Source organism: Pseudomonas sp. C6002 (assembly GCF_013385805.1).
Lineage (GTDB): Bacteria > Pseudomonadota > Gammaproteobacteria > Pseudomonadales > Pseudomonadaceae > Aquipseudomonas.
Genome location: NZ_JACAPH010000029.1, coordinates 104,045 through 129,595, shown reverse-complemented (window position 1 = coordinate 129,595; position 25,551 = coordinate 104,045). Strand labels below are relative to the sequence as shown.

The following is a 25,551-nucleotide window of genomic DNA, read 5'->3' as shown; positions in this document are numbered from 1 at the left end:
GCCCTCCCATTTTTTGTTGCCTGCCACCATGCACTGTCCCTTCTGCGGTGCCAACGACACCAAGGTCATTGACTCGCGTCTGGTCGCCGAGGGCGAACAGGTGCGTCGCCGGCGTGAATGCCTGGCCTCTGGCTGCGGTGAACGTTTCACCACCTTCGAAACCGCCGAACTGGTATTGCCACGTCTGATCAAGACCGACGGCAGTCGCCAGCCTTTCGACGAAGAAAAACTGCGCGCCGGAATGCAGCGCGCCCTGGAAAAACGCCCGGTGAGTGTCGAGCGGCTGGAAGCGGCACTGGTGCATATCAAGCACAAGCTGCGCGCCACCGGCGAGCGCGAAGTCAAATCCCTGGTGGTTGGAGAACTGGTGATGGGCGAGCTGCAAAAGCTCGACGAAGTCGCCTATATCCGTTTCGCCTCGGTGTATCGACGCTTCCAGGACCTCAACGAGTTCCGCGAAGAGATCGACCGCCTGGCCCGTGAGCCGGTAAAAGAATGAACCCACCTTCGGCAGAACAAGCGGTACTCGACGCCCATTACATGGCCCGTGCCCTGGAACTGGCGCGTAAGGGCCTGTACACCACCCACCCCAACCCGCGGGTTGGCTGCGTGATCGTGCGTGACGGGCAGGTTGTCGGCGAAGGCTGGCACGTGCGCACCGGCGAACCCCATGCGGAAGTCCATGCCCTGCGGGCAGCGGGCGACAAAGCCCGGGGCGCCACGGCCTACGTGACCCTTGAACCGTGCAGCCACCACGGGCACACACCGCCGTGCGCCGATGCCTTGGTGAATGCCGGCCTGGCCCGTGTGGTGGCAGCGATGCAGGACCCGAATCCGGAAGTCGCCGGGCGTGGCATGCGCCGCCTGGCCCAGGCCGGGATCGAGACCCACAGCGGCTTGCTGGAAAACGAAGCGCGGGCGCTTAACCCGGGCTTTCTCAAGCGCATGGAGCATGGCCTGCCGTTTGTGCGGGTCAAGTTGGCCATGAGCCTGGACGGTCGCACCGCGATGGCCAACGGCGAAAGCCAATGGATCACCGGCCCGGCCGCCCGTGCCGCGGTGCAGCGCCTGCGGGCCCAGGCCAGCGTAGTGCTGACCGGCGCCGACACGGTGCTGGCCGATGGTGCTCGCCTGACCGTGCGCGCCGCCGAACTGGGCCTGGATGAAGAAACCACCGCACTGGCGATGTCCCGTCCGCCGCTGCGTGTGCTGATCGACGGCCGCCTGCGGGTGCCGCTGAATGCGCCGTTCTTCAAGGCTGGCCCCGCGCTGGTCATCACCTGCGTGACGCCGGACAACCAGTACCCCACAGGCCCCGAGTGCCTGGTGGTGCCGGGTGTCGACGGCCAGGTCGACCTGCGTTCCGCGCTGGTGGCCCTGGCGGCCCGTGGTGTCAACGAAGTGTTGGTGGAAGCGGGCCCAAGCCTGGCGGGTGCCTTCGCCCAGCAAGGGCTGGTGGACGAGTACGTGATATTCGTCGCCGGCAAGTTTCTTGGCTCTGCCGCCCGGCCTTTGCTGGACTGGCCGCTTGAGAAACTGGCCGACGCCCCCCAACTCAAGATCACTGAAATGCGCGCTGTTGGCGATGACTGGAGAGTCACTGCCATCCCTCTGCCATCAGCGAGCGTATAATTCCCGGCCTGCGCCACGTCTTCAGGAGAACGGCATGTTCACCGGCATTATCGAATCCATCGGCAGCATCCGTGCAATGACCCCAAAAGGCGGCGATGTACGCCTGCTGGTTGAAACCGGCAAGCTCGACCTGAGCGACGTCAAACTGGGCGACAGCATCGCCGTCAGCGGTGTGTGCCTGACCGTTATCGAGTTGCCTGGCAACGGCTTTGCCGCCGATGTCAGTCGGGAAACCCTGGACTGCACCGCGATGAACGACCTCAAGAGCGGCAGCCCGGTGAACCTGGAAAAAGCCCTGACCCCGACCACCCGCCTCGGTGGGCACCTGGTCAGCGGCCACGTCGACGGTGTCGGCGAAGTGGTTGCCCGCAGCGAAAACGCGCGTGCCGTGGAATTTCGCATTCGCGCACCGAAAGAGCTGGCCAAGTACATCGCCCACAAAGGCTCGATCACCGTCGACGGCACGAGCCTGACGGTGAACGCCGTGAATGGCGCCGAATTTGAACTGACCATCATTCCCCACACCCTGAGCGAAACCATCATGGCGTCGTACCAGCCGGGTCGCCGGGTGAACCTGGAAGTGGACTTGCTTGCCCGTTACCTGGAGCGCCTGTTGTTGGGCGATAAGGCCGCAGAGTCTGACTCTCTTCAAGGGCCCGCCGGGAACATCACTGAAAGTTTTTTAGCCGCTAACGGCTACCTTAAATCCTGACCCAAGGGGGTGCCGCGTGGCGCTCAACAGCATCGAAGAACTGGTTGAAGACATCCGCCAAGGCAAGATGGTCATCCTCATGGATGACGAAGACCGCGAGAACGAAGGCGACCTGATCATGGCCGCCGAGTGCTGCCAGCCGGAACACATCAACTTCATGGCCAAGCACGCCCGTGGCCTGATCTGCATGCCGATGAGCCGCGAGCGCTGCGAGCTGCTGAAGCTGCCGTTGATGGCGCCGCGCAATGGTTCCGGGTTTGGCACCAAGTTCACCGTGTCCATCGAAGCCACCACCGGTGTCACCACTGGCATCTCCGCTGCTGACCGCGCCCGCACCGTACAAGCCGCTGCCGCGAAAGACGCCAAGGCCGAAGACATCGTCAGCCCGGGCCACATCTTCCCGCTGATGGCCCAGCCGGGTGGCACCCTGGCTCGCGCCGGCCACACCGAAGCGGCCTGCGACCTGGCGCGCATGGCCGGTTTCGAGCCGAGCGGTGTGATCTGCGAAGTGATGAACGACGACGGCACCATGTCCCGTCGCGCCGAGCTGGAAGAATTTGCCGCGCTGCACAACATCAAGATCGGCACCATTGCCGACCTGATCCACTACCGGATGATCCACGAACGTACCGTTCAGCGGATTGCCGAGCAGCCGCTGGACAGCGAACTGGGCCAGTTCAACCTGGTGACCTATCGTGATTCCGTGGAAGGCGACGTGCACATGGCCCTGACCCTGGGCACCATCTGCGCTGAAGAGCCAACCCTGGTGCGGGTGCACAACATGGACCCGCTGCGCGACCTGCTGATGGTCAAGCAACCGGGGCGCTGGAGCCTGCGGGCCGCGATGTCCGCGGTGTCCGAGGCCGGCAGCGGTGTTGTATTGCTGCTGGGCCATCCGCTGGATGGCGACGTGCTGCTGGCGCATATCCGCGAAACCGCCGACCACGCGCCGGTGAAAAAACCGACCACCTACAGCATCGTCGGGGCCGGTTCGCAGATCCTGCGGGACCTGGGCGTGCGCAAAATGCGCCTGATGAGTGCGCCAATGAAATTTAATGCCATATCCGGTTTCGACCTGGAAGTAGTAGAATACGTGCCCTCCGAATAAAGGCCGGCGTTGTTTGCCCCTTGTTCGCGGTTCAAATATCACTGAGGGGCGCGCACTAAGCGCGTCCCGGCTCTTTAAGAGATTTGTCGAATGACCCTGAAGACCATCGAAGGTACCTTCATCGCCCCCAAAGGCCGCTATGCCCTGGTGGTTGGCCGCTTCAACAGCTTCGTGGTTGAAAGCCTGGTAAGCGGTGCCGTGGATGCCCTGGTTCGCCACGGTGTGAGCGAAAGCGACATCACTATCATCCGCGCTCCTGGCGCCTTCGAAATTCCACTGGTTGCGCAGAAAGTTGCACAGCAGGGTGAATACGCGGCGATCATCGCCCTGGGCGCGGTCATTCGTGGCGGCACTCCGCACTTCGAATACGTGGCTGGCGAATGCACCAAGGGCCTGGCCCAGGTGTCCATGGAGTTCGGCGTGCCGGTCGCCTTTGGCGTCCTGACCGTTGATTCCATCGAACAAGCCATCGAGCGTTCCGGCACCAAGGCCGGCAACAAAGGTGCTGAAGCTGCCCTGTCCGCCCTGGAAATGGTCAGCCTGCTGGCGCAGTTGGAGGCCAAGTGATTAGCGACGACAGCGATCAGTTCAACCCCCAGGACCCGCGCCCGGCAGACGCCGGCAAGCCATCGAAAAGCGAAAAGCGTCGTTCGGCCCGCCAGCTCGCGACCCAGGCTTTGTACCAGCGCCACATGGCGAAAACCTCGCTGAACGAAATCGAGGCGCAGTTTCGCGTCGACAACGATTTCAGCGCGGCCGATGCCAGCTACTTCCACGACATCCTGCACGGTGTTCCGGCCAACCTGGCGGAGATCGACGCTGCACTGACGCCGTGCCTGGACCTGGCGATCGAAGAGCTGGACCCGGTTGAACTGGCCGTACTGCGCCTGTCCACCTGGGAACTGCTCAAGCGCGTCGACGTGCCTTACCGCGTTGTGATCAACGAAGGGATCGAACTGGCGAAAGTCTACGGTTCCACCGACGGTCACAAGTTCGTCAACGGCGTGCTCGACAAGCTGGCCCCGCGCCTGCGTGAAGCCGAAGTGAAGGCGTACAAGCGCTAACTGGCGCTTGCTGACGCAATGGGCGAGTTTGAGCTGATCCGCAACTACTTCGCCGCCGCGCCCTGTGCGCAGGGCGGCGAAGGCATTGCACTGGGGATTGGCGACGACTGCGCCTTGCTGGCTGTTCCTCCCGGGGACCAGCTGGCGATTTCTACCGATACCCTGGTGGCCGGCGTGCATTTTGCCGACCCCTGCGACCCGTTTCTGCTCGGCCAGCGCTCGCTGGCCGTGGCAGTCAGCGATCTGGCGGCCATGGGCGCCAATCCCCTCGCGTTTACCCTTGCCCTCACCACCCCGACGGTTGATGCCGATTGGCTGCAACGCTATGCCCAGGGCTTGAACGCCATGGCGCAGGGTTGTGGCGTGGTTCTGGTAGGTGGCGACACCACCCGTGGGCCGCTGAGCCTGACCATGACCGTGTTTGGCCGGGTGCCGGCGGGCCAGGCCTTGACCCGCAGCGGCGCGCGGCCCGGCGACTTGCTGTGTGTGGGCGGTGAGCTGGGTAACGCAGCGAGCGCCTTGCCGCTGGTGCTGGGGCAGCGCACGGCGGAGGCGGCTATCGCCGAGCCGCTGCTGGCCCATTACTGGTCGCCGCAACCGCAGTTGGCGCTGGGCTTGGCGTTGCGGGGCAAGGCCACGTCTGCCATGGATATTTCCGACGGCCTTTTGGCTGATTGCGGGCATATCGCCAAGGCGTCGGCTGTCAGCTTGTTGATCGAGCAGCAAAAACTGCCGTTGTCCGCCGCCTTGCTGGCGTTCGTCGGTGAGGCGGATGCCCGGGTGGCAGCGTTGAGCGGGGGGGACGACTACGTACTGGCGTTCACCTTGCCGCCCGCCGAACTGGCGCCGCTGTTGGCCGCCGGTGTACCGGTCCATGTAATCGGCCGGGTCGAGGCGGGGCAGGGCGTTACCCTGCTGGATGCGTCTGGCCAGGACGTCACGCCGGCCATTCGTGGCTATCAACATTTCTGAAAGGCATAGAACCAAGCTGAAGGCCAATCGAACCTATTGATCTTTATCAGCGATAATTCAGCTTAAGCGTCTGTAGGAACCTACTGTTACAATCCCTCCCCTGTGAAATCTGAAATCAGGAGCACAAGGTGCCCGTCGTTTTCGTCGCCGCTTCCAAGCTGCCAACCCCTTTTGCCACGTTCACCATGAATGGCTTTCTTGAAGAAGCCACCGGGCGCGAACACGTTGTTCTCAGCCTCGGTGACGTGGCGGACGGTGCCCCGGTCCTCGGTCGCGTGCACTCCGAATGCCTGACCGGTGATGCGCTGTTCAGCCAGCGCTGTGACTGCGGCTCGCAACTGGAAGCCGCCCTGCAGGCCATCGCCCGTGAAGGCCGTGGCGTGTTGCTGTACCTGCGTCAGGAAGGCCGTGGCATTGGCCTGCTGAACAAGATCCGCGCCTATGAGCTGCAAGATGGCGGCGCCGACACTGTGGAAGCCAACGAGCGCCTCGGTTTTGCCGCTGACCAGCGCGACTATGGGATCTGCCTGCCGATGCTCCAGCACCTGGGCGTCAAATCCCTGCGCCTGATGACCAACAACCCGCGCAAGGTCAAAGCCTTGACCGACATGGGCATCACCGTCGCCGAGCGCGTGCCGCTGCACACCGGCCACAACCCGCACAACAAGCTCTACCTGGCCACCAAGGCCAGCAAGCTCGACCACATGATGGGCAACGAGCACCAGGGCGAGGCCGATCGGGCGTGACGCGCGGCCAGGTCAAGCGGCGGCTGTCGTTTAACTGGTGGCAATACCTGGCGTTGGCGCTGGCGCCGTTGTTTGTGATCAACCTCGTGTTTGGCAAGGCCGAGCCCTTGCTGCCGGTGCTGGCGATGCCGTTTTTTATCGCCGGCGTAGCCTCGATGTTTGTCAGCCTGCGTTACTTTCACGGCTATAAACACGCGCTGATCGCCACCGGCAAAGCCCTCGATACCCCTGAAGAGCCGGCTGCCTGGATCACCCTCGCGGCCCGCCGTCGTGTGGCGTTGCTGGTGGCTGCACTGCCGGCCTGGGTCGGCGCGCTGGCAGTGTTTGTCGGGCTGGAAGCGGTGCCGCTGTTTCTGTTGGCACTGTCGACCCTGGTGCTGTTCTACCTCTACCGCATCCCGCGCCAGTTGGGTTGATGCGCGTCTGGCTGGCGGTGTGGCTGCTGGTTGTCGCGGCCCAGGCTGCGGCGGTCGAGCGGGTGGTCAGCCTTGCGCCTTCGTTGTCTGAAATCGTCGTTGAACTGGGCGCCGCCGATTTGCTGGTGGGCGTGCTGGATGGCGGCGAGCGGCCACAGGCGTTGGCGAACGTGCCGTCTGTGGGCAACTACGGGCAGTTGGACATGGAGCGGCTGCTCAGCCTCAAGCCCGACCTGATCCTGCTTTGGCCCGGCAGCGTCGGCCCGGGCCCGCGTGAACAGCTGCAACGCCTGAACATCCCGGTATTTGTCGCCGAACCCCACAGCCTCGAACAACTCACTTCACAGGTCGAAACCATTGCCCGGCAACTCGGGCGGGATGACGCCGGCCGGCAATTGGCCGCGCAGTTGCGTCAGCGCTTGGCCGAGTTGCGCTCGCGCTATCACCGGGCCGAGCCGTTGCGGGTGTTTTATCAGGTGTGGAACCAGCCGCTGTACACCGTGGGTGGCGGGCAGATCATCAGCGATGCGCTGAGTGTGTGCGGCGCGCGCAATGTGTTCGATGACCTGAAATTACCGGCACCGCAGGTCAGCATTGAGTCGGTGTTGCAGCGTAATCCCGAGGTGATTCTGGCGGGCGATCAAGCGCAGCTGGATGCCTGGAAGGCCTGGCCCCAGGTGGCGGCGGTAGCGAACGGGCATTTGCTGCTGGTGCCCGACAAGGGCCTGGAACGGCCCAGCGGGCAGATGCTGCAGGCGGTGGCGCGGTTGTGTCAGGTTCTTGCTCCGGGGCTGTGAGACCGCTATCGCAGGCACGCCAGCTCCCACATTTGACTGAGTCGTCTGGATAAGCACGGTCCCCTGTGGGAGCCGGGCTTGCCCGCGATGAGGCCGGTGCAGACGACTTAGAGTTCCGGCGTCCAGGTCACCCCGAACATCAGTGCCCGGCCTTCTTCCCGATAGCCATATTGCTGGCCTTGATACTGATACAGCGCCCGGCTGTAGTCCTTGTTCAGCAGGTTATCGAGCTTCATTTCCAGCGTGACTTCATGGTTCACCGCCCAACTGCCCCGTAGCCCCAGCAAGCCATACCCGCCCAGGCGTTGCTGGTTCGCCGCATCGTCGTAGCTGCTGCTGACCGCTTGCCAGCTGGCGCCGACGCCGAATTGATCGAATTGGCGATCCAGGTCCAGGCTCAGGGTGCGCCGGGCTCGACGCGCCAGTGTGCGCCCGGTGTCGCGGTCGCGTGGGTCGATCAATGCAACGGCGAGGCTGCTTTGCCAGCCGAACAGTTCTTGCTTGAGCGCTGCCTCGAAGCCGTTGATGCGTGCGGCGCTGACGTTTTGCGGGCCGTTGCTGGCAAACACGATCGCATCCTGAATATCGGTGCGGTACAGCGAGGCTTCCAGTCGGCTGCTGTCGCTGAGCTGGCTGCGCCATTGCACTTCGTAGCTTTTCGATGTCTCGGGCTTGAGGTTCGGGTTACTGTTTTTGAAGCCGAATTCGTCCGGGTAGTAGAGGTCGTTGAACGTAGGCGCGCGGAAGCCTTCGCTGTAGCTCAGCAACAGATCATTGTCCGGGTTCAGCGGCAGGGTGAAGGTGCCGCTCCAACTGTTGTGGCCGCCGAACTGTTGGTTATCGTCGCGACGCAGGCCCAGTTCAGTGGAAAAGGACTGGGCTTGAAAACGGTGCTGGATAAACGCCGCTCGATTCCAGCGACTGTCTTCGGCGAACGCTGTGCTGCTGTTGACCTGGTCCTCGTACCAGTCGCCGCCCAGGATCAGGCTGTTCTGCTCATTGAGGGTCAGGTCGTTCTGCCAATTCAGTGAGTTGCGGTAAGTGTTGAACACGCTGCGTTCGGTGCTGAGCTTGTCCCGGGTTTCTTCGCGGTTTTCGCTGTGGCCCGCTTCCAGCCGGGACTTCCACGTGTCATTGATACGCGCGTCAACATAGGTGCTGACACTGCTCACGGTGAAGTGGGTGTAGGGCTTTTGCTGGAAGCTTTGGAAGGTGGTCGAATCGAAGCGACCGAACGGGTTGTCGAATTCGCTTTTGCCGCGGTTATCCAGCACGTTCACACCCGCTTCGAGGTCATCGTTGAAGGCATGGCTCAGGCTGAAACTGATGGCCTGGTTGCGATAGGCGTCATGGTCACGGTCGCTGGGATAGGAGTCGTACGTGCGATTGATTCCCGCCGTGTCATCCAGGCTGGCGCCGAGGTTGAAGCGGGTTTGCGCATCGCCGCCGGACAAGCCCAGGCTGCGTTCCCACGTCTGGTTGCTGCCAAATCCCACATGCAGGCGGGGTTGCAGGCCGGACTCGTTACCACGCCGGGTGAAAATCTGGATCACCCCGCCAATCGCATCGCTGCCGTAGATCACCGAGCGCGAACCACGCAGGACTTCCACGCGTTCGATCTGCTGGATGTTCAGGTGCTGCAGGTTGCTGTCGCCGGAAGTCGAGTTGCCGATGCGCTGGCCGTCGACCAGCACCAGGCTCTGGGCCGACTTGGTGCCACGAATGTAAACGCTTGCCAGACTGCCACGGCCACCGGCCTGTGAAACCTGCACGCCGGGCACGCGGCTGAGCAAGTCGGTCACGCTGGTGGGTTGCAGGCGGTCGATGTCGTCGCGGGTGAAGACGGTGTTGGCGGCGCTGCTGTCGTTGCGCGCCTGGACCTGGCGGTTGGCGCTGATCACCACGTCGGGCAGCTTGAGGGCTTGGTCGCGTTCGAAACTGTCGGCGAGCAAGTCGGTGGCGGGCAGTAACAGAAGGGGCAGGGCGAGGCGAAGGCGGTTCATGGGCTGTCCGTAGCATTTGAAGTTGGCATAAAACAAATGTGGGAGCGGGCTTGCTCGCGAAGGCGCAGTGTCAGTCAATGCATCTGTCGACTGACCCAGCGCTTTCGCGAGCAAGCCCGCTCCCACATTTTTAATCGCGTTTCTACAGGCCCAGCAGGGCCATGCGCTGACGAACCGAAGCTTCAATCCCGGATTCATCCAGCCCGCACTCGGCCAGCATCTGCGCCGGCTTGGCATGCTCGACATACACATCCGGCAGGCCCAGGTGCAGCACCGACTTGAGGATATTCTCCCGCGCCAGGAACTCACTGACTGCCGCACCGGCGCCGCCCATGATGGCGTTTTCTTCGAGGGTCACCAGCAGCTCATGGCTGCCGGCGATCTCGCGCACCAAGGCCTCGTCCAGTGGCTTGACGAAACGCATGTCTACCACCGTGGCGTCGATCTTCTCGGCCACTTTCAAGGCTTCAGCCAATTGCACGCCGAACACCAGCAAGGCAACGCCGCTGCCCTGGCGGCGGACGATACCCTTGCCGATTTCGATAGGCTCAAGGTCCTTTTCGATCACCGCATTCGGACCATTCCCCCGCGGATAGCGCACAGCCGCCGGGCCGTTGTACAGGTGGCCGGTGCTGAGCATCTTGCGCAGTTCGTTCTCGTCGCTCGGGGTCATCACCAGCATGCCGGGGATGCAGCGCAGGTACGAGAGGTCGAAGCTGCCGGCATGGGTCGGGCCGTCTTCGCCCACCAGGCCCGCACGGTCGATGGCGAACAGCACGTCGAGGTTCTGCACCGCGACGTCATGAATCAACTGGTCATAACCGCGTTGCAGGAACGTGGAGTAGATCGCTACCACCGGCTTGGCGCCTTCACAGGCCATGCCCGCGGCGAAGGTCACCGCATGTTGCTCGGCGATGGCCACGTCAAAATAGCGCAGCGGGAAACGCTCGCTGAACGCCACCAGGTCGGAACCTTCCTTCATCGCCGGGGTGATGCCCACCAGGCGCGGGTCGGCGGCGGCCATGTCACACAGCCATTCGCCGAACACACCGGAATACTTTGGACCGCTGGGCTTCTTCGGCGCGGCGGCCGGGGCGTTCAGCGGTTCCAGCTTGGTGATCGCGTGGTAACCAATCGGGTCGACTTCCGCCGGGGCGAAGCCTTTGCCTTTCTTGGTCACGATATGCAGGAACTGCGGGCCTTTAAGGTCACGCATGTTGCGCAGGGTGGCGATCAGGGTTGGCAGGTCATGGCCGTCGATCGGGCCGATGTAGTTCCAGCCCAACTCTTCGAACAGGGTGCCGGGAACCAGCATGCCCTTGGCATATTCTTCGGTACGACGGGCAATTTCCCACGCGCCGGGCAGACGCGAGAGCACCTTCTTGCTGCCTTCACGCATGCTTGCGTAAGTGCGGCTGGAGAGGATTTTTGCCAGGTAATTCGACAGGCCACCGACATTGCGCGAGATCGACATGTCGTTGTCGTTGAGGATCACCAGCATGTTGGCGTCCACTTCCGGTGCGTGGTTCAGCGCCTCGAAGGCCATGCCGGCGGTCAACGCGCCATCACCGATCACCGCAATCGCCTTGCGATCGCTGTTTTGCAGGCGGGCGGCAATCGCCATGCCCAACGCTGCACTGATAGAGGTGCTGGAGTGGCCGACGCCAAAGGTGTCGTACTCGCTCTCGGAGCGGCGCGGGAAGGCGGCGATGCCATCCTTCTGGCGCAGTGTGGCCATGCGCTCGCGGCGTCCGGTTAGAATCTTGTGCGGATAGGCCTGATGACCCACGTCCCACACCAGCCGGTCATCCGGAGTGTCGAATACGTAATGCAGCGCAATGGTCAGCTCAATGACGCCCAGGCCGGCACCGAAATGCCCACCGGTCTGGCCGACCGTGTAGAGCAATTCCAGGCGCAACTCATCGGCCAGGGTTTCCAGCTCGGCTTCACCCAGGCGGCGCAGGCCGGCTGGCGTGTTGGCACGGTCCAGCAGGGGCGTGGCCGGGCGCTTGCGGGGAATCTCTTGAAACGTCGTGGGCATCAGGCGAATCGTTATAGGTATAGAAGAGGCGGCAGTTTACCTCAAGCATCGCAAACTGCCCACGCAGAGCGCCGAACTTGGCTGATATGCGGTGGAAAAGGCCGCTGTTGTCAGTGGCGACGTTCGACGATATACCGCGCCAGGTCACGCAGTGGCTCGGCAGCCGCGTCGAAAGGTCGCAGGGCATCCAGGGCCTGGTCCCGCAGCTCCAGGGCGTACGCCTTGGCGGCTTCCAGCCCGAGAAGCGAAGGATAAGTCGGCTTGTCCCGTGCGATATCAGCACCCTGGCGCTTGCCGAGGGTCGCGGTATCACTTTCAACGTCGAGAATATCGTCCTGCACCTGGAACGCCAGGCCGATGGCCCGCGCGTAGGTTTGCAGCGCCGCCAGTTGCGCCGCTTCGGCACGGCCACTGGCCAGGGCGCCGAGGTGCACGGCGGCCTCGATCAGCGCGCCGGTCTTGTGGCGGTGCATGTATTCCAGGGCTTGTTGATCGAGCTTCAAACCGACCGAGCCCAGGTCAATCGCCTGGCCGCCGACCATGCCGGCAGGCCCTGCGGCCAGCGCCAGCGCGGTAACCATGCGCAGACGGATCTCGGCGTTAACGCTGCTCAGGCGCGGGTCCAGCAGGGCGCTGAACGCCAGGCTTTGCAGGCCGTCACCGGCGAGAATCGCGCAGGCTTCATCAAAGGCTTTATGGGTAGTGGGTTGGCCGCGACGCAGATCGTCGTCGTCCATTGCCGGCAAATCGTCGTGTACCAGGGAGTAAGCGTGGATCAACTCCACCGCACAGGCGGCGCCGTTGGCTTCCTCCGGCTGGGCGCCGAGGGCTTCACAGGCCGCATAGGCGAGCAACGGGCGAACGCGCTTGCCACCGTTCATCACGCTGTAGCGCATGGCCTCATACAGGCGGTTCAGCTCAGGGCTGGGCGCGACAAACAGCGGATCCAGCGCAGCATTGACCCGGGCCTGGCTGCCGGCCTGATAAGCGTCGATCATTCAGGCTGTTCCGCATCGAAAGGTTCTTCGGCCAACTCCCCATCGCGTTCCAGCAACACCTGGACCTTCTGCTCCGCCTGCGCCAGGGCGCTCTGGCAGTCGCGGGTCAGTCCGATGCCTTGCTCGAATGCGGTCAACGAGTCTTCCAGCGACAACTCGCCGTTCTCCATCCGCTCGACCAGGGTTTGCAGGTCGGCGAGGGATTGTTCGAAATCGAGTGCAACTTTTTTGCGGGCCATGGCGGCTATTCCGGTAGACGGTAAACCGGCGCGACACTAGCAGACATGGGGGATTGGGGCAAATGAGTGGGGGGATTTGCCTTGTAAATCAATCGCCTTGGGTGTTGATTTGATAGCGGGTGCTGCGGCCGCCGCCGGGTAGCCGAACCAGGAAGTTTTTTTCCAGAAGATCGGCCAGATGTCGGGTCGCCGTTGCCTTGGACACTTTGGCTACCGCTTGATATTGGGCCGCGCTGATCCCGTGCTCAAAGCCCTTCTCGCCGCCGTCGAGCAAGCGATTCAAGACTTTTGTCTGCTCGGCGCTGAGTACGTTGTCTCGATGCCGTTGCCAGAAGCGAGTTTTACCCAGCACCCGGTCGATCCGCGCCATCGCCTGCTGCAGGCTACGAAGCAGGGTTTGCAGGAACCACTCTAGCCAATCGGTGACATCCAGCGTGGCTTTTTGACTGGTTTCCAGTGCACGGTAATAGCCTGCCCGGTCTTCAAGGATGCTTGCCGACATGGCGTAGAAGCGGATCGCCTGGTTCTCCGCCTGGGCAAGCGCGAGGTCAGTAATAGCCCGCGTCAGACGACCGTTGCCATCATCGAAGGGGTGCAGGGTGACGAACCAGAAATGCGCCAGGCCTGCGCGGAGCAATGGGTCAAGGGCCGCATGATTCCGGCTGGCTTCAAACCATTCGATGAAATCGTCCAGCGACTGCTCCAGTCCTTGGCGGGGTGGGGCCTCGAAATGCACAGTGGGTCGGTCCAGTCGTCCCGACACAACCTGCATAGGCTCATCCCCCCTTAACGCGCCTACGTTCAAGCCGTGGGTTGAAAAGCGGGCTTCCTCGGCGGGAAACAACCATCGATGCCATTTGAATAGACGGGTGAGGGTAAACGGTTGAGCAAACTGTTGCGTGGCGTCCAGCATCAAGTCAGCCAGGCCCTCGCTACGTCGGCTCACGGAGCCGTCTTGCAATTGCTCCAGGCCCAGGCGTCGGGCCAAAGAGGAACGTACGGAACCCACATTCAGTTGCTCACCCTCGATGGCCGAGGAGGTCAGAATGTTTTGCAGCAACGCATCCAGTTCATTCTCCGAACTCTGGGCCTGGCTGACCGAACCGAGCATGCCCAGCAACTTTCCTTGCGCCTGCGTGCACTCTCGCAACAACGCTGCAAGGCGCTCTGGTTGCCAGTGAAAGTGCGGCCAGTCGGGTTGTTGCCAGATCCAGTTCGGTTGATCCATGGAGGCATGCTCTGTGCGTGAGCCGAATAGGAGGCTTATTCGGCTCATTTGGTGAGTCGATTGTGTGAGCTATTCGGCTCACTGTCCAGTCAGATGCGCACATCAGGTACAGCGCCGCCTCATCACTGGCCAGCAGGATCGCCTGTTCCATAACCTTTGGCGCAGTACTCGCCAGCTCCATCGATTCGCTGGCTGTCGCCCCCAGGCTTTCAAACAGCTTGCCGGCGTCCTTGAAGATCTCCTGCGCTTGCTTGATGGCGTCCCACACGCCGGTAATCGCCGTCCAACTTCCCGCCAGCACGCCATTGCCAATCGCGCTCGAAGTGGACCTTTCCCAGTGCGGCCGGAAACCACTCCATTACTTGCGAAGCTTTTTCTGTTCCGAGCCGCTGCCCGGTACTACGTAAAACAGCGATTCAGCTCATTGACGGCAGTGGCGTTTTCAGTGGTGCGGTGCATTGGCCCTGAGCATCCTTGAGACTGGCCTCAAACTCGACCAGTCCTCCATGCATCTTCTGCAATGCCTCGATCTGCCGCACCAACTCCTGCTTCTTGTTGGCGATCGCCTTGTCCGCCAGCTCCCAGGGCAAACCATCACCAGGATGCCCACTTAGAATCGCCTGCAACTCCTTGAGCTTGAAACCCAACTGCTGGGCGCACTTGATGAACGTCAGCAGTTCGACACTTTGCGTGGAGTAAATCCGATAACGACCTTCCCGCTGCGGCGGCGGCAACAGGCCGATGGCTTCATAGTGACGAATCGCTTTGATGGTTGTGCCCGACAGTTGCGCGGCTTTGCCGATGTACATGAAAAGTCCTTTTCCCAAAGAGTGCGCCGGCCTGTTTCAGCCACTGTTCCCGCTGTGCTGGCGTAGAGCCAAGCACCGGCCCGAACTGCAACGTCTTGATCAGCTGGATGCCACAAAACTCCAGCGTCGTCTTGCGTATCTGGTGCAGCGCGGGCATGCGGTAGAACCACCTGTAATACCACGGCGGCGTGTCCAGGGTCACCAGCAAGTGCGCGGTTCTGCCCTTCAGGAGTTTGTCGGGGAAGGTCTTTCCCTTGCGGTATTTGAAGGCGAAACCGGATAGGAAAATTCGGTCGATAAAACCTTTCATCAACGCAGGGATGCCACCCCACCAGACGGGGAAAACAAACGTCAGGTGATTGGCCCACAGGATGTCGGATTGAGCGTTGAGCAGGTCGGGTTCCAGAGGCTGGGCCTGGTTGTAGCCGTTGTGGAGGATAGGGTCGAAAGCCAGTTCACCCAGACGCAGGATGCGTACTTCGTGGCCGGCGTTTTTGGCGCTGGTGATGTAGGTGTCGGTGAGGGCCGAGCAGAAGCTGGTGCTGGAAGGGTGGCCGAGGATGACCAGGATGCGTTGGCTCATGGTGGTGCGGTCCTGAAAACTGGGGTTTCAGGGTGAGGTGTGACCTTAGGGGGAGAGTCAAGAAGATGCAGTGATTGGGAATGGCCAGGAAGACTGATCCCTTTCATTTGCAGGACGTTTCCTAGAGAATTCCAAGCGCTTGCGCCAGCAAAATCCCGCGACTAGTCTGCGTTCCGTCACTGCATATTCGGTGATCGGGTTTAGTCGCCCGGATTCGATTGGCGCACGATCAGTTCATGAGTCAGGCCGTTTTTCGCCTGCACTTTTATGGTGGCTGTGCGCAGGGCGCCCTCGGGCGCGCCGGGTTTCCAATCGACCGGTCGACTAACCTGCGTACAGCTGCCGCCTTCGTTTAGTCGCGAGGAGTGGTGGCTCCAAATGTTTGATTGGAGATTTACCATGGTCAAAGTTACCCCCGATCCACCCGCATTCCATAAAGCCTTACTCCGCGACACTGATGCCTCGCGTCGAGTGATCGATCACTACCTTAAAGCGCCGGACGCGCAGCCTTCACCCAACCCGTTTACCGTCGATGACGAACTGAGTTTCGAAGATGCGCTGGCCCATGCTGCCGAGTTGCTGCATTGCGCCGTAGCAACCGCCCAGGCGTCGACCGAGCCGCTGAACGGCGCGCAGCGGGCGGTGATGCATTTGGTGGAGATGTCGAAGGTGGTGGTGGATAGGGCGTTGGATTGCTTGCAGCCGAGGTGAGGATCCTAAGCCGACACTGAGGTAACGATGCATTTGGTCAGCAACCTACTGACCAAATGCTAATCATCACGGCTCAGGGGCGCAGATCCCGGCAGACGATTGTCATCGAGTAAAGCTCTCCCCTCAGGCGTATGGCTTGAAGTCGTTGTTGTCGCGAGTGAGTAACTGCATCAGCTTGGGATGGATGAAGAGCTTTTCCTTGCCAACCTGAACCTCTTGCAGAACGCCGATGGCGACTAGTTCTTTGAGGTAACGGGAGGCTGCTTGACGCTGGGCAATCTGTTTGTCGACGACGTTGCTGATGCGGCAGTAGGGCTGTTCGAAAATGACGTCTACCAGCTCGCGGGAATAGGTTTTCGGCAACTGCTCACGAACAAACTGGGTGGTGTGCTCGGACAGGCTGCGAATAGCGGCAATTTTTGCACAAGTCCAGCGTGCTGTTTCTTCCACAGCGCTGAGCATGTACAGCAGCCAAGGCTCCCAGGCTTGTTTGCGAGTGACATCAAGCAACAGGCGGTAGTAATCGGCTCTATGGGCAATGATGTAACGGCTAAGGTAGAGAATCGGTAGATTCAGCAGGCCTTCCTGGATCAGGTACAGGGTGTTGAGCACTCGCCCGGTACGGCCATTGCCGTCGGTGAATGGGTGAATGGCTTCGAATTGATAGTGACTAACCGCCATACGTACTAATGGATCCAGGTCGGTCTCGTTGTGCAGGAAGCGCTCCCAGTTGGCGAGCATGTCACGTAAGCGATCTTCGCCTTCCGGTGGGGTATAGATGATCTCGCCGGTTCGGTCGTTGGCTAGCTGGACTCCTGGCACCCGGCGTATATCCATGTTCACGCCTTTAAGCGTGCGGCAGATTTCGACTGCAGTACCGGTGGAGAGTGGGCGGTCGGCCAACGATTGATAACCTTTCTGCAGGGCTTTGCGGTAGCGCAGTGCTTCCTTGGTCGCTGGGTCTGCGTGGCTATCTCCATCCTGAGCATGCTGAAAGAGCAAATCCGTGGTGGTGACGATACTTTCGATCTCTGAGCTGTCCTTGGCCTCCAGCAATGGAATGGTGTTGATCAGCATTGTCTGGTTAGGGATCAGCTCAGCCGCTTGCTTCAATTCGGCCAGGGCTGTGCGGGCCTCAATGCAGCGTTTGAGCACTGCATGGGTTTCCAGAACAGTTGCCGGTGGCAAAGTGGGAAGCTGGTTGTAGGGCTTGTCAGCCTGCCAGGGAAGGTGGGATGCGGTCATGGATGGGGCTCGGTCTTTGACTTATCCGTCTAAAGGTAAGAGGGGCTCATCAGGGCGCCCTTTCGTGGCGTCAGTGTAAACATGCGTGCACTACGTGTCGCTATATTTTGATTTCTGCGACACGTCTTGATGTCATGTCGTTGGTAACGACAGGTATGCGAAACGTGTTCTTGGAACGGGCTTTTAGCGACGTATCAGGCGAATGTCCTGAGGATGGAAAAGACGGCTTGCGTGCCTTGGAGCGGTTGGCGCGTTCTCAAATAGCTCGATGCCTGGCAGGTGTAGCGCATTTCTTCCAGGCATTAAAAAGCCGGCTTGTGGCCGGCTTCTCGGGGACTGGTTCAGCTTATTTTTGGTAAACCTCACCAGCCTTCAAATCGTTCACCCGGGCTCACACCCAGGTGATAAGGGGCATCAGCGGGAACTCCTCCGCATCGCCAGGCAGGGCGGACCGGCTTCACGCCAACCCCCTGCCAAATGTGCGGCGGATAATACCCACATTCGCCTCAATTTCCCAGCTCCGGATCCGATTTAGAGCCTTCGTAGCCCAATAAATGCTCATCCAGCGGCACCGGCGGGCGGCGGTTATTCAGTGTCGCCCACCAGAACACCCAACCCAGAATCTCAAAGTTCTGCTCATGCCGCTGCTCATAGGTCAAAAACTCGTCCGGATGCTCGGCGCTGTTGTGGCTGCGCATCCGCAGGCCACCTCCTGGACGGTTGTAGAGGTATTTGATCCGCAGCATTCCGTCGTGCTCTACCGCGTAGATTTCGCCATCGATGATCTGTTTGCGACCACAGTCGATGGCAAGGGTACTTCCGTCCTGGATGATGTCGATCATGCTGTTGCCGACCATGTAGGCCCCGAGTGCCCGCTCCGGGCTTACACCGATGGCTTCAAGGGTGTGCAGGGAGAGGCGGATGCTTTCGGTCGAGGTGAAGGTGGGGTGGAGGGGGATCTCCACGTCGATTTTTACCGGGCCCGAGACCGGGTGGGTGATGTAGTTGCCGCTGGTCTCGCGGGCGATACGGTGGGAGGTGTCTGCATCGGATCCTTCCAGCAGGTAGTTGGCGGGTGGATGTTTGGGGCCTTCGCCTGTGCGCAGCCAACGGCTGGTGACGCACAACAATTCTGCGAACTCGTTGAGCCGGCCCATGGGGACGCCGCGTTTGAACCAGTTGTTTACGTGTTGAGGCGTAACATCGCGGTTCTTGGCGAAGTCGGAAGCGGAAAGATGAACTTCCCGTAATAGCGCTCTTAAGCGATCACCTGATGTATTCATAAACGCAGAGTTTACTGGCCGTAAAATCAGATCAAATAAACCATGCGTTGAGTTGCTGTATGTAGGTGTTTCCTTATCGCAGGACTATTCTGCTAGTTTATTAAGCTAGTTAAACAATTGCTGTAAATATGTTTATTAAAGTAGCCGAATGTTTATATTTTTCCCACAAAAAAAGCCCCGTTTAATCGGGGCTTTTTCAGAGCGAATAGCGGTATCAGCCTTTGTAGGCAGCGACCGACTTCAGGATCTCGGCGCGGGCGGCGTCTGCATTGCCCCAACCGTCGATCTTCACCCATTTGCCTTTTTCGAGGTCTTTGTAGTTCTCGAAGAAGTGTTTGATCTGTTCCAGCAGCAGTGGCGGCAGATCGGTGTATTCCTTCACGTCGACATACAGCTGGGACAGCTTGTCGTGTGGTACTGCGATAACTTTGGCATCGCCGCCGCCGTCGTCAGTCATGTTCAGGATGCCGACCGGGCGGGCGCGGATAACCGAGCCTGGGGTAACCGGGTAAGGGGTCACGACCAGCACGTCGAGGGGGTCACCGTCGTCTGCCAGGGTGTTGGGGATGAAACCGTAGTTGGCCGGGTAGAACATCGGGGTGGCCATGAAACGGTCAACGAACAGGCAGTCGCTGTCTTTGTCGATTTCGTATTTGATCGGCGCGTGGTTGGCCGGAATCTCGATGGCGACGTAGATGTCGTTCGGCAGGTCTTTGCCAGCCGGAATCTTGCTGTAGCTCATTGGGCGTTGCCCCCGTAGTTGGCCATGGAACATGGCCGGATTGGCCTAAAAGTGGCGGCGATTATAGGCATATTCTGACGCCGATGCCATGCGTCAGACGTCGTAGTGCGCTTGGCGTTCCGTCTGATACCGCACGTCGCCGGCCTGCAGTTGGTGCAGGCGCGCCAGGGGATCCTGACGGTAGAAGTGGCTCAGTTGCTCGTACACCTGTGGATAACTGCTGACCAGTAAATCCGGGGCACTGAAGAAATATTCGCTGGTGACGGCAAAGAACTCGGCCGGGTTTTCCGCGGCGTAGGGGTCGATGGCCGTTTCGGCGTCAGGGTTGCGGTCGAGCTGGCGGTTGAGGTCGTCGAAGGCGCTTTGCATGACGCTGGCCCATTCCTGCACGCGCATGTCGTGGTGCAGGGGTGGCAGGCCGTTGGCGTCGCCGTTGAGCATGTCCAGCTTGTGGGCCAGTTCGTGAATGACCAGGTTGTAGCCTTCCCAGTTGCCGCTGGCCAGTACGCCGGGCCACGCAAGGATCACCGGGCCCTGTTGCCAGGCTTCGCCGCTGTGCTCGCCGTCCCACTCGTGCTCCACGCCGCTGGCGTCGCGATGGCGCTGCGGGCTGAGGAAGTCGTCGGGGTACAGCACGATCTCGTGGAAGCCCTGGTACCAGTCGAGGTCGCCGAGGTTCATCAGCGGCAGTTGTGCCTGGGCGGCGAGCAGCAGGCGTTGTTCCTGGTGCAGTTCGACGCCGGGCAGGGCGGTGAGGTGTTTTTCGGCGAGGAACACCACGCAGGCTTCCCGCAACCACTGGTCTTGCTCGGCAGTGATGCCGTCGAGGAAGGTCAGGTGATGGCGCACCCGCTGCCACGTTTCATCGGCAATCGGGTGCTTGGCCAGCAGGCGCCGGCGACGCCAGGCGCTCAGGGACCACATCGCAGATTACTGCGGCTTGGCTTCGGAGGAGCTGCGGCCAAAGCGGCTGCGGAACACGCCGATGATCATCGGTACCAGCGACAGCAGGATGATGAACACCACCAGCAGCGACAGGTTTTTCTTGATGAACGGCACGTTGCCGAAGAAGTAGCCCAGGGTTACCAGGCCGCCGACCCAGAGGACGGTGCCGAACACGCTGAAACCGAAGAAGCGCGGGTAAGGCATCTTGGCGATGCCGGCGACGAACGGTGCGAAGGTCCGCAGGATCGGCAGGAAGCGCGCCAGGGTCACGGTTTTGCCGCCGTGCTTGTCGTAGAAGTCGTGGGTTTTTTGCAGGTAGTCGCGGCGGAAGATCTTCGAGTTGGGGTTGCTGAACAAGCGTTCCCCGGCCGTTCGTCCGATCACGTAGTTGGTACTGTCACCCAGGATGGCCGCGAGCATAAGCAGGCCGCCCAGCAATATCGGGTCCATGCCGCCGCCCGCTGCAACAGCGCCGGCGATGAACAGTAAGGAATCACCCGGCAGAAACGGCATGACCACCAGGCCGGTTTCGCAAAAGATAACCAGGAACAGAATGGCGTAGATCCACACTCCGTAGTTTCTCACCAGCATGTCGAGGTACACGTCGAGATGCAGGATAAGGTCGAGCGGGTTGAAATCCATGGAGGGCACCTGTGTGAATGGCCTGGCTCAGCGGGCCTGTGCGGAGGCTTCGGGTAATAAGGGCTACAAGGTAGTGGCGTATTTCTTACGACCCTGAAAGGTCCGCATTATACGGATAGAGTTGTGAAAAGCGTGCTGGTTTTGTAGCGGGGAATGTCGCGAAAGCGATCTGATTGTAGACACAGCGTCAGTGTGGGAGGGGGCTCCCACAACAGATGTATGAGGTTTGGTTAATAGTTGTCAGTCATCGCTGATCGCAAGCACGTAGTTCTTGAACTCGGTGTCTTCCCGAAAACCGATGGACTCATAGGTTTTCTGCGCCACCTGGTTGTCACTGCTGGTGGACACACGCAGGCGCACGGCTTGAGTTTCCTTGGCCATCTTCTTCGCGGTACGCATCAGGTTGTCGGCCACCAACTGCCGGCGTGCGTCTTCGGCGACGTAGATGTCGTTGAGGATCCACACCCGCTTGAGGGACAACGATGAAAAGCTTGGATACAGCTGGCAAAAGCCAAGCAGTTTCTTGTCGTCATCGTCGGCCAGCGCCAGGTAGATCACGGACTCCTTGCGGCGCAGGCGTTTTTCCAGGAAGGCGCGGCTCGAATCAGGAAATGGCAGCGCGCCGTAAAACTCGCGGTATTTGACGAAAAGCGGGGTCAACAGGTCCAGGTGTTCCAGGGTCGCTTGAGTAATCCGCATGCCAGGCCTCAACTTCCAAATGGGGTATGACCACACAAGCGGCCGTGTCTCGATGCTGCCTAAAGCAGAGAAAAAGCGCAATCGTGCAGGGATCAGTCCTTCGGTGGGCTGAGCAGGAAGTTTCCTTTCATCAGGTCGGGATCATCCGAATCGAGGGTTTGTACCTGCGCTTCATCCTTGAGGTTGACCCCCGACAACTGCCGGCGACAGGCCTCCCGCATCAAGTAAAGCAGGCGGTGAGCGGCCATGCCGTAGCTCAAGCCTTCCAGGCGCACATTGGAGATGCAGTTGCGGTAGGCGTCAGTGAGTCCGACCTTGGGGTTGTAGGTGAAATACAGCCCCAGGCTGTCCGGCGAGCTGAGCCCCGGCCGCTCGCCGATCAGGATCACTACCATTTTTGCCCCGAGCAACTGGCCGACTTCATCCGCGACGGCGACACGGCCCTGTTCCACCAGAATCACCGGTGACAGCGACCAGCCTTCAGCGTCGGTTTGTTCCTCCATGCGTGTAAGAAACGGCAACGTATGTTTATGCACCGCCAGGGCCGACAAGCCATCGGCCACCACCACCGCCAGGTCCACGCCGCCGGGGTTGGCTTCGGCATAGTCCCGCAGGGCCTGGACGGATTCATCACTGAGGCGGCGCCCAAGGTCCGGGCGTTGCAGGTAGCTGTGGCGGTCGACGGCGGCGCTGTGCAGCAACAGGCTGTCGCGGCCGCGCTCCGCCAGTTGGCTGCTGAGTCCTGCATGATCAAACGGCAGGTGTACCGCGTCGCGGGCCTGGGCATGGGCGAACTGGAAATCCAGCTGCGCGCCGGTAGGCATGCTGGTGCCGGTGCGGCCCAGGGCAATCCGCGCCGGGGTCAGGCGCCGCAGCTCAAGCCACGGGTTGTCCACGTTGTTTTCCGGGGTGTCGATGTGCACGGGCGGTTCCTTCTTCATCCCAGTTGCGCCAAGGCGTGGCGGAATGCCGGTGGCAGGCTGTTGCCGAAGTGCACCTTGCCGTCGGCTTGCGTGAAGATGCCCATTTTCGCCAGCCACTGTTCAAACTCCGGTGCCGGCTTTAAACCCAATGTTTGGCGGGCGTACAGCGCGTCGTGAAATGAAGTGGTCTGGTAGTTGAGCATGATGTCGTCGGAGCCCGGGATGCCCATGATGAAGTTGATCCCGGCCACGCCCAGCAGGGTGAGCAGGGTGTCCATGTCGTCCTGGTCGGCTTCGGCATGGTTGGTGTAGCAGATGTCGCACCCCATGGGCACGCCCAGTAGCTTGCCGCAGAAGTGGTCTTCGAGGCCGGCGCGGATGATCTGCTTGCCGTTGTACAGGTACTCGGGGCCGATAAATCCTACGACCGTGTTCACCAAAAACGGCTTGAAATGCCGGGCAACGGCATAGGCGCGGGTTTCGCAGGTTTGCTGGTCGACGCCAAAGTGTGCGTTGGCCGACAAGGCGCTGCCCTGGCCGGTTTCGAAATACATCAGGTTTTGCCCGAGGGTGCCGCGATTAAGGCTCAGGCCCGCGTCGTAGCCTTCCTGCAGCACGCTCAGGCTGATGCCGAAGCTGGCATTGGCCGCCTCGGTGCCGGCGATCGACTGGAACACCAGGTCCAGCGGCACGCCACGGTTGATGGCTTCGATGGAGGTGGTGACGTGGGTCAGCACGCAGGCCTGGGTCGGGATTTCATAACGCTGGATGATCGCGTCGAGCATTTCCAGCATCGCGCAGATCGAGGCGATGCTGTCGGTGGCCGGGTTGATGCCGATCATGGCGTCGCCGTTGCCGTAGAGCAGGCCGTCAAGAATGCTCGCGGCGATACCGGCCGGCTCATCGGTGGGATGGTTGGGCTGCAGGCGGGTGGACAGGCGCCCGCGCAGGCCCATCGTGCCGCGGAACTGTGTGACGACGCGGATTTTCTGCGCCACCAGTACCAGGTCCTGCACGCGCATGATCTTCGACACGGCGGCGGCCATTTCCGGTGTCAGCCCGGGCGCCAGGGCGCGCAGGCTCTGTTCGTCGGCCGCGTCGCTGAGCAGCCAATCCCGCAAACCCCCGACGGTCAGGTGGCTGACCACGGAAAACGCCTGTTTATCGTGGGTATCGATAATCAGCCGGGTGACTTCGTCGCTTTCGTACGGGATCAACACTTCTTCGAGAAAGTGCTTCAACGGAATGTTGGCCAAGGCCATTTGCGCCGCGACCCGCTCGCCATCGTTCTGGGCGGCAACACCCGCCAAAAAATCCCCGGAGCGGGCCGGGCTGGCCTTGGCCATCACGTCCTTGAGGCTGTCGAAGCGGTAGGTCAATACACCGACCGCGTGGGAAAAGCTTGCCATACAGAGTCTCCTTGTCGACGCGGGCTGAATGTGAGTAAAGCGCCCGCGTCGAGGTTTATGGCAGTTAGTGCAAGGCGGCCTCTGCGGCCTGGATCGCCGCAAATTCTTCTTCCGGCGTGCCTGCTACCAAGTGATGCCGACTGTAGAAAGCAAAGTAAGCAATTAATACTCCATAGATGATCGCCGCGCCAATCACCACGCGCGGATCCACCAGAAAGCCCGCCACAACAGCGATGCAGGCCAGTACCAGGGCGACGCCCGAGGTGAAGATGCCGCCCGGAGTACGGTAAGGGCGGTCCATTTTGGGGCGGCGGATGCGCAAGGTAATGTGCGCGGCCATCATCAGCACGTAGGAAATGGTCGCGCCGAATACGGCGACCAGGATCAGCAAATCGCCTTGGCCGGTCAGCGACAGGCCGAACCCGATGATGCCGGGGATCACCAGGGCCAGTACCGGTGCCTTGCTTTTGTTGGTCTGCGACAGCTTGCGCGGCAGGTATCCGGCGCGGGAGAGGGCGAAGATCTGCCGGGAGTAGGCGTAGATGATCGAGAAGAAGCTCGCGATCAGCCCGGCCAGGCCCACCAGATTGACGAAGTGGCCCATCCACGTGGAGCCGCCGTAGGCTTTGGACAAGGCTTCCACCAGCGGATTGCCCGATGCCATCAGCGCGTAGGCGCCAGCACCGCCGGGGGCGATCACCAAAATCAGCAGGGCGAAGCTGGTCAGTACCACAATGGCGCCGATCAGGCCGCGGGGCAGGTCGCGTTTGGGGTTCTTGGTTTCTTCAGCGGCCAGTGGCACACCTTCGACGGCCAAAAAGAACCAGATCGCATAGGGAATCGCCGCCCAAACGCCGACATAACCGAAGGGCTGGAAAGAGCTGGCGCCCTTGGCCTCGGTCACCGGGATGTCCAGCAGGTTGGCGACACTGAAGTGCGGCACCATCGACACCAGGAACACACCCAGGGCAATCGCGGCGACGGCGGTAATCACAAACATCAGCTTCAGCGCTTCACCCACGCCGAAGATGTGGATGCCGATAAAGATGATGTAGAACGCTAGGTAGATCATCCAGCCGCCAATGCCGAACAGCGATTCGCAATAGGCGCCGATAAACACCGCGATGGCGGCGGGGGCGATGGCGTATTCGATAAGGATCGCGGTGCCGGTGAGGAACCCGCCCCAGGGGCCGAACGCGCTTCGGGCAAAGCCGTAGCCGCCGCCGGCGGTAGGAATCATGGAAGACAGTTCGGCCAGGGAGAAACACATGCACAGGTACATGGTGGCCATCAGCAGTGTGGCGAGGAACATGCCGCCCCAGCCACCCTGGGCCAGGCCGAAGTTCCAGCCGGCGTAGTCGCCGGAGATGACGTAGGCAACACCGAGACCGACTAATAGTACCCAGCCGGCAGCGCCTTTTTTCAGTTCCCGTTGTTGGAAGTATTCGGTGCCGACTTTTTCAAAGTCGACGGAAGACCCGGACGCCGGAGCGCCATTCGGTTCGCTGGGCATGATGGAATCCCTTTCTTATTGTTTTATCCCGGCTTACTTAAGTAAGCCGAATGAGTAGCAAGGTCTTGTGAAGATCAAGTGTGGGAGCGGG

The 25,551-nt window shown here is 61.0% G+C and carries 27 protein-coding genes; 11 read left to right on the top strand and 16 right to left on the bottom strand.

Annotation, left to right across the window (positions count from 1 at the left end; translation table 11 throughout):
* The first annotated feature begins 28 nt into the window (after positions 1-28).
* The 10 genes from nrdR to HX817_RS19245 all read left to right on the top strand — a co-directional run bounded on the left by nrdR (position 29) and on the right by HX817_RS19245 (position 7,447).
* Positions 29-499, top strand: a complete 471-nt coding sequence (nrdR, locus tag HX817_RS19290) for a transcriptional regulator NrdR (protein ID WP_003209990.1) — start codon at positions 29-31, stop codon at positions 497-499.
* The gene (gene ribD, locus HX817_RS19285) at positions 496-1,632 is read left to right on the top strand and encodes a bifunctional diaminohydroxyphosphoribosylaminopyrimidine deaminase/5-amino-6-(5-phosphoribosylamino)uracil reductase RibD (protein ID WP_003209989.1); all 1,137 of its coding nucleotides are present in this window, start codon (positions 496-498) and stop codon (positions 1,630-1,632) included. Before nrdR ends, ribD begins: the two co-directional genes overlap by 4 nt.
* Before the next feature lie 34 nt (positions 1,633-1,666).
* Complete coding sequence (locus tag HX817_RS19280; RefSeq protein WP_003209988.1) at positions 1,667-2,344, top strand: riboflavin synthase; 678 nt, start codon at positions 1,667-1,669, stop codon at positions 2,342-2,344.
* A gap of 16 nt (positions 2,345-2,360) precedes the next feature.
* Positions 2,361-3,452, top strand: a complete 1,092-nt coding sequence (gene ribBA, locus HX817_RS19275; RefSeq protein ID WP_003209987.1) for a bifunctional 3,4-dihydroxy-2-butanone-4-phosphate synthase/GTP cyclohydrolase II — start codon at positions 2,361-2,363, stop codon at positions 3,450-3,452.
* Between the two features lie 90 nt (positions 3,453-3,542).
* Positions 3,543-4,019, top strand: a complete 477-nt coding sequence (gene ribE / locus HX817_RS19270) for a 6,7-dimethyl-8-ribityllumazine synthase (RefSeq protein ID WP_003209986.1) — start codon at positions 3,543-3,545, stop codon at positions 4,017-4,019.
* Positions 4,016-4,516: a transcription antitermination factor NusB gene (nusB, locus tag HX817_RS19265; protein WP_003209985.1), complete on the top strand. Its 501-nt coding sequence runs from the start codon at positions 4,016-4,018 to the stop codon at positions 4,514-4,516. Before ribE ends, nusB begins: the two co-directional genes overlap by 4 nt.
* 18 nt (positions 4,517-4,534) lie before the next feature.
* A complete protein-coding gene (gene thiL / locus HX817_RS19260) occupies positions 4,535-5,488 on the top strand; it encodes a thiamine-phosphate kinase (RefSeq protein WP_177040890.1) in 954 nt (317 codons plus the stop codon).
* A gap of 128 nt (positions 5,489-5,616) precedes the next feature.
* Positions 5,617-6,234 (top strand): GTP cyclohydrolase II, encoded by a 618-nt coding sequence (ribA, locus tag HX817_RS19255; RefSeq protein WP_003209983.1) that lies wholly within the window; start codon positions 5,617-5,619, stop codon positions 6,232-6,234.
* A complete protein-coding gene (locus HX817_RS19250) occupies positions 6,231-6,650 on the top strand; it encodes a nuclear FMR1 interacting 1 family protein (protein WP_008436498.1) in 420 nt (139 codons plus the stop codon). The genes ribA and HX817_RS19250 overlap by 4 nt, the downstream gene beginning before the upstream one ends.
* On the top strand, positions 6,650-7,447 hold the full coding sequence (locus tag HX817_RS19245; protein WP_177040888.1) for a cobalamin-binding protein: 798 nt from the start codon (positions 6,650-6,652) through the stop codon (positions 7,445-7,447). The genes HX817_RS19250 and HX817_RS19245 overlap by 1 nt, the downstream gene beginning before the upstream one ends.
* Before the next feature lie 107 nt (positions 7,448-7,554).
* Here HX817_RS19245 and HX817_RS19240 read toward each other — a convergent pair whose 3' ends face one another.
* The 7 genes from HX817_RS19240 to HX817_RS19210 all read right to left on the bottom strand — a co-directional run bounded on the left by HX817_RS19240 (position 7,555) and on the right by HX817_RS19210 (position 15,348).
* Positions 7,555-9,450 (bottom strand): TonB-dependent receptor domain-containing protein, encoded by a 1,896-nt coding sequence (locus HX817_RS19240; protein WP_003209975.1) that lies wholly within the window; start codon positions 9,448-9,450, stop codon positions 7,555-7,557.
* Positions 9,451-9,592: 142 nt separating this feature from the next.
* The gene (dxs, locus tag HX817_RS19235; protein ID WP_177035955.1) at positions 9,593-11,491 is read right to left on the bottom strand and encodes a 1-deoxy-D-xylulose-5-phosphate synthase; all 1,899 of its coding nucleotides are present in this window, start codon (positions 11,489-11,491) and stop codon (positions 9,593-9,595) included.
* Positions 11,492-11,601: 110 nt separating this feature from the next.
* A complete protein-coding gene (ispA, locus tag HX817_RS19230) occupies positions 11,602-12,489 on the bottom strand; it encodes a (2E,6E)-farnesyl diphosphate synthase (protein WP_177028978.1) in 888 nt (295 codons plus the stop codon).
* Complete coding sequence (locus HX817_RS19225; protein WP_003209964.1) at positions 12,486-12,728, bottom strand: exodeoxyribonuclease VII small subunit; 243 nt, start codon at positions 12,726-12,728, stop codon at positions 12,486-12,488. Before HX817_RS19225 ends, ispA begins: the two co-directional genes overlap by 4 nt.
* Before the next feature lie 88 nt (positions 12,729-12,816).
* A complete protein-coding gene (locus tag HX817_RS19220; RefSeq protein ID WP_177040886.1) occupies positions 12,817-13,956 on the bottom strand; it encodes a Fic family protein in 1,140 nt (379 codons plus the stop codon).
* A 416-nt stretch (positions 13,957-14,372) separates the two neighbouring features.
* Complete coding sequence (locus HX817_RS19215; RefSeq protein ID WP_177040884.1) at positions 14,373-14,765, bottom strand: MerR family transcriptional regulator; 393 nt, start codon at positions 14,763-14,765, stop codon at positions 14,373-14,375.
* A complete protein-coding gene (locus HX817_RS19210) occupies positions 14,704-15,348 on the bottom strand; it encodes an NAD(P)H-dependent oxidoreductase (RefSeq protein ID WP_177040883.1) in 645 nt (214 codons plus the stop codon). Before HX817_RS19210 ends, HX817_RS19215 begins: the two co-directional genes overlap by 62 nt.
* A 399-nt stretch (positions 15,349-15,747) precedes the next feature.
* On the opposite strand from HX817_RS19210, the gene HX817_RS19205 reads away from it, so the two are divergent.
* Positions 15,748-16,059 carry a DUF6124 family protein gene (locus HX817_RS19205; RefSeq protein WP_003219377.1) on the top strand — a complete coding sequence of 104 codons (312 nt, stop codon included), beginning with the start codon at positions 15,748-15,750 and terminating at the stop codon, positions 16,057-16,059.
* A 123-nt stretch (positions 16,060-16,182) separates the two neighbouring features.
* Here HX817_RS19205 and fic read toward each other — a convergent pair whose 3' ends face one another.
* The 9 genes from fic to eat form a co-directional block, all read right to left on the bottom strand.
* Positions 16,183-17,304, bottom strand: coding sequence for a protein adenylyltransferase Fic (gene fic, locus HX817_RS19200; RefSeq protein ID WP_177040881.1), 1,122 nt, complete (start codon positions 17,302-17,304; stop codon positions 16,183-16,185).
* A 506-nt stretch (positions 17,305-17,810) separates the two neighbouring features.
* Complete coding sequence (locus HX817_RS19195; RefSeq protein WP_177021485.1) at positions 17,811-18,587, bottom strand: XRE family transcriptional regulator; 777 nt, start codon at positions 18,585-18,587, stop codon at positions 17,811-17,813.
* Positions 18,588-18,801: 214 nt separating this feature from the next.
* The gene (ppa, locus tag HX817_RS19190) at positions 18,802-19,329 is read right to left on the bottom strand and encodes an inorganic diphosphatase (RefSeq protein WP_003219382.1); all 528 of its coding nucleotides are present in this window, start codon (positions 19,327-19,329) and stop codon (positions 18,802-18,804) included.
* Positions 19,330-19,422: 93 nt separating this feature from the next.
* On the bottom strand, positions 19,423-20,253 hold the full coding sequence (locus HX817_RS19185; protein WP_008436519.1) for a zinc-dependent peptidase: 831 nt from the start codon (positions 20,251-20,253) through the stop codon (positions 19,423-19,425).
* Positions 20,254-20,259: 6 nt separating this feature from the next.
* On the bottom strand, positions 20,260-20,916 hold the full coding sequence (locus tag HX817_RS19180; protein ID WP_177008861.1) for a DedA family protein: 657 nt from the start codon (positions 20,914-20,916) through the stop codon (positions 20,260-20,262).
* A gap of 240 nt (positions 20,917-21,156) precedes the next feature.
* Positions 21,157-21,615, bottom strand: a complete 459-nt coding sequence (locus tag HX817_RS19175) for an N-acetyltransferase (protein WP_003219389.1) — start codon at positions 21,613-21,615, stop codon at positions 21,157-21,159.
* Positions 21,616-21,707: 92 nt separating this feature from the next.
* Positions 21,708-22,556: an ethanolamine ammonia-lyase subunit EutC gene (gene eutC / locus HX817_RS19170; protein WP_102605733.1), complete on the bottom strand. Its 849-nt coding sequence runs from the start codon at positions 22,554-22,556 to the stop codon at positions 21,708-21,710.
* Positions 22,553-23,947 (bottom strand): ethanolamine ammonia-lyase subunit EutB, encoded by a 1,395-nt coding sequence (locus tag HX817_RS19165; protein WP_008436522.1) that lies wholly within the window; start codon positions 23,945-23,947, stop codon positions 22,553-22,555. Before HX817_RS19165 ends, eutC begins: the two co-directional genes overlap by 4 nt.
* A gap of 64 nt (positions 23,948-24,011) precedes the next feature.
* Positions 24,012-25,460: an ethanolamine permease gene (gene eat / locus HX817_RS19160; protein WP_177040879.1), complete on the bottom strand. Its 1,449-nt coding sequence runs from the start codon at positions 25,458-25,460 to the stop codon at positions 24,012-24,014.
* Between the last annotated feature and the right edge of the window lie 91 nt (positions 25,461-25,551).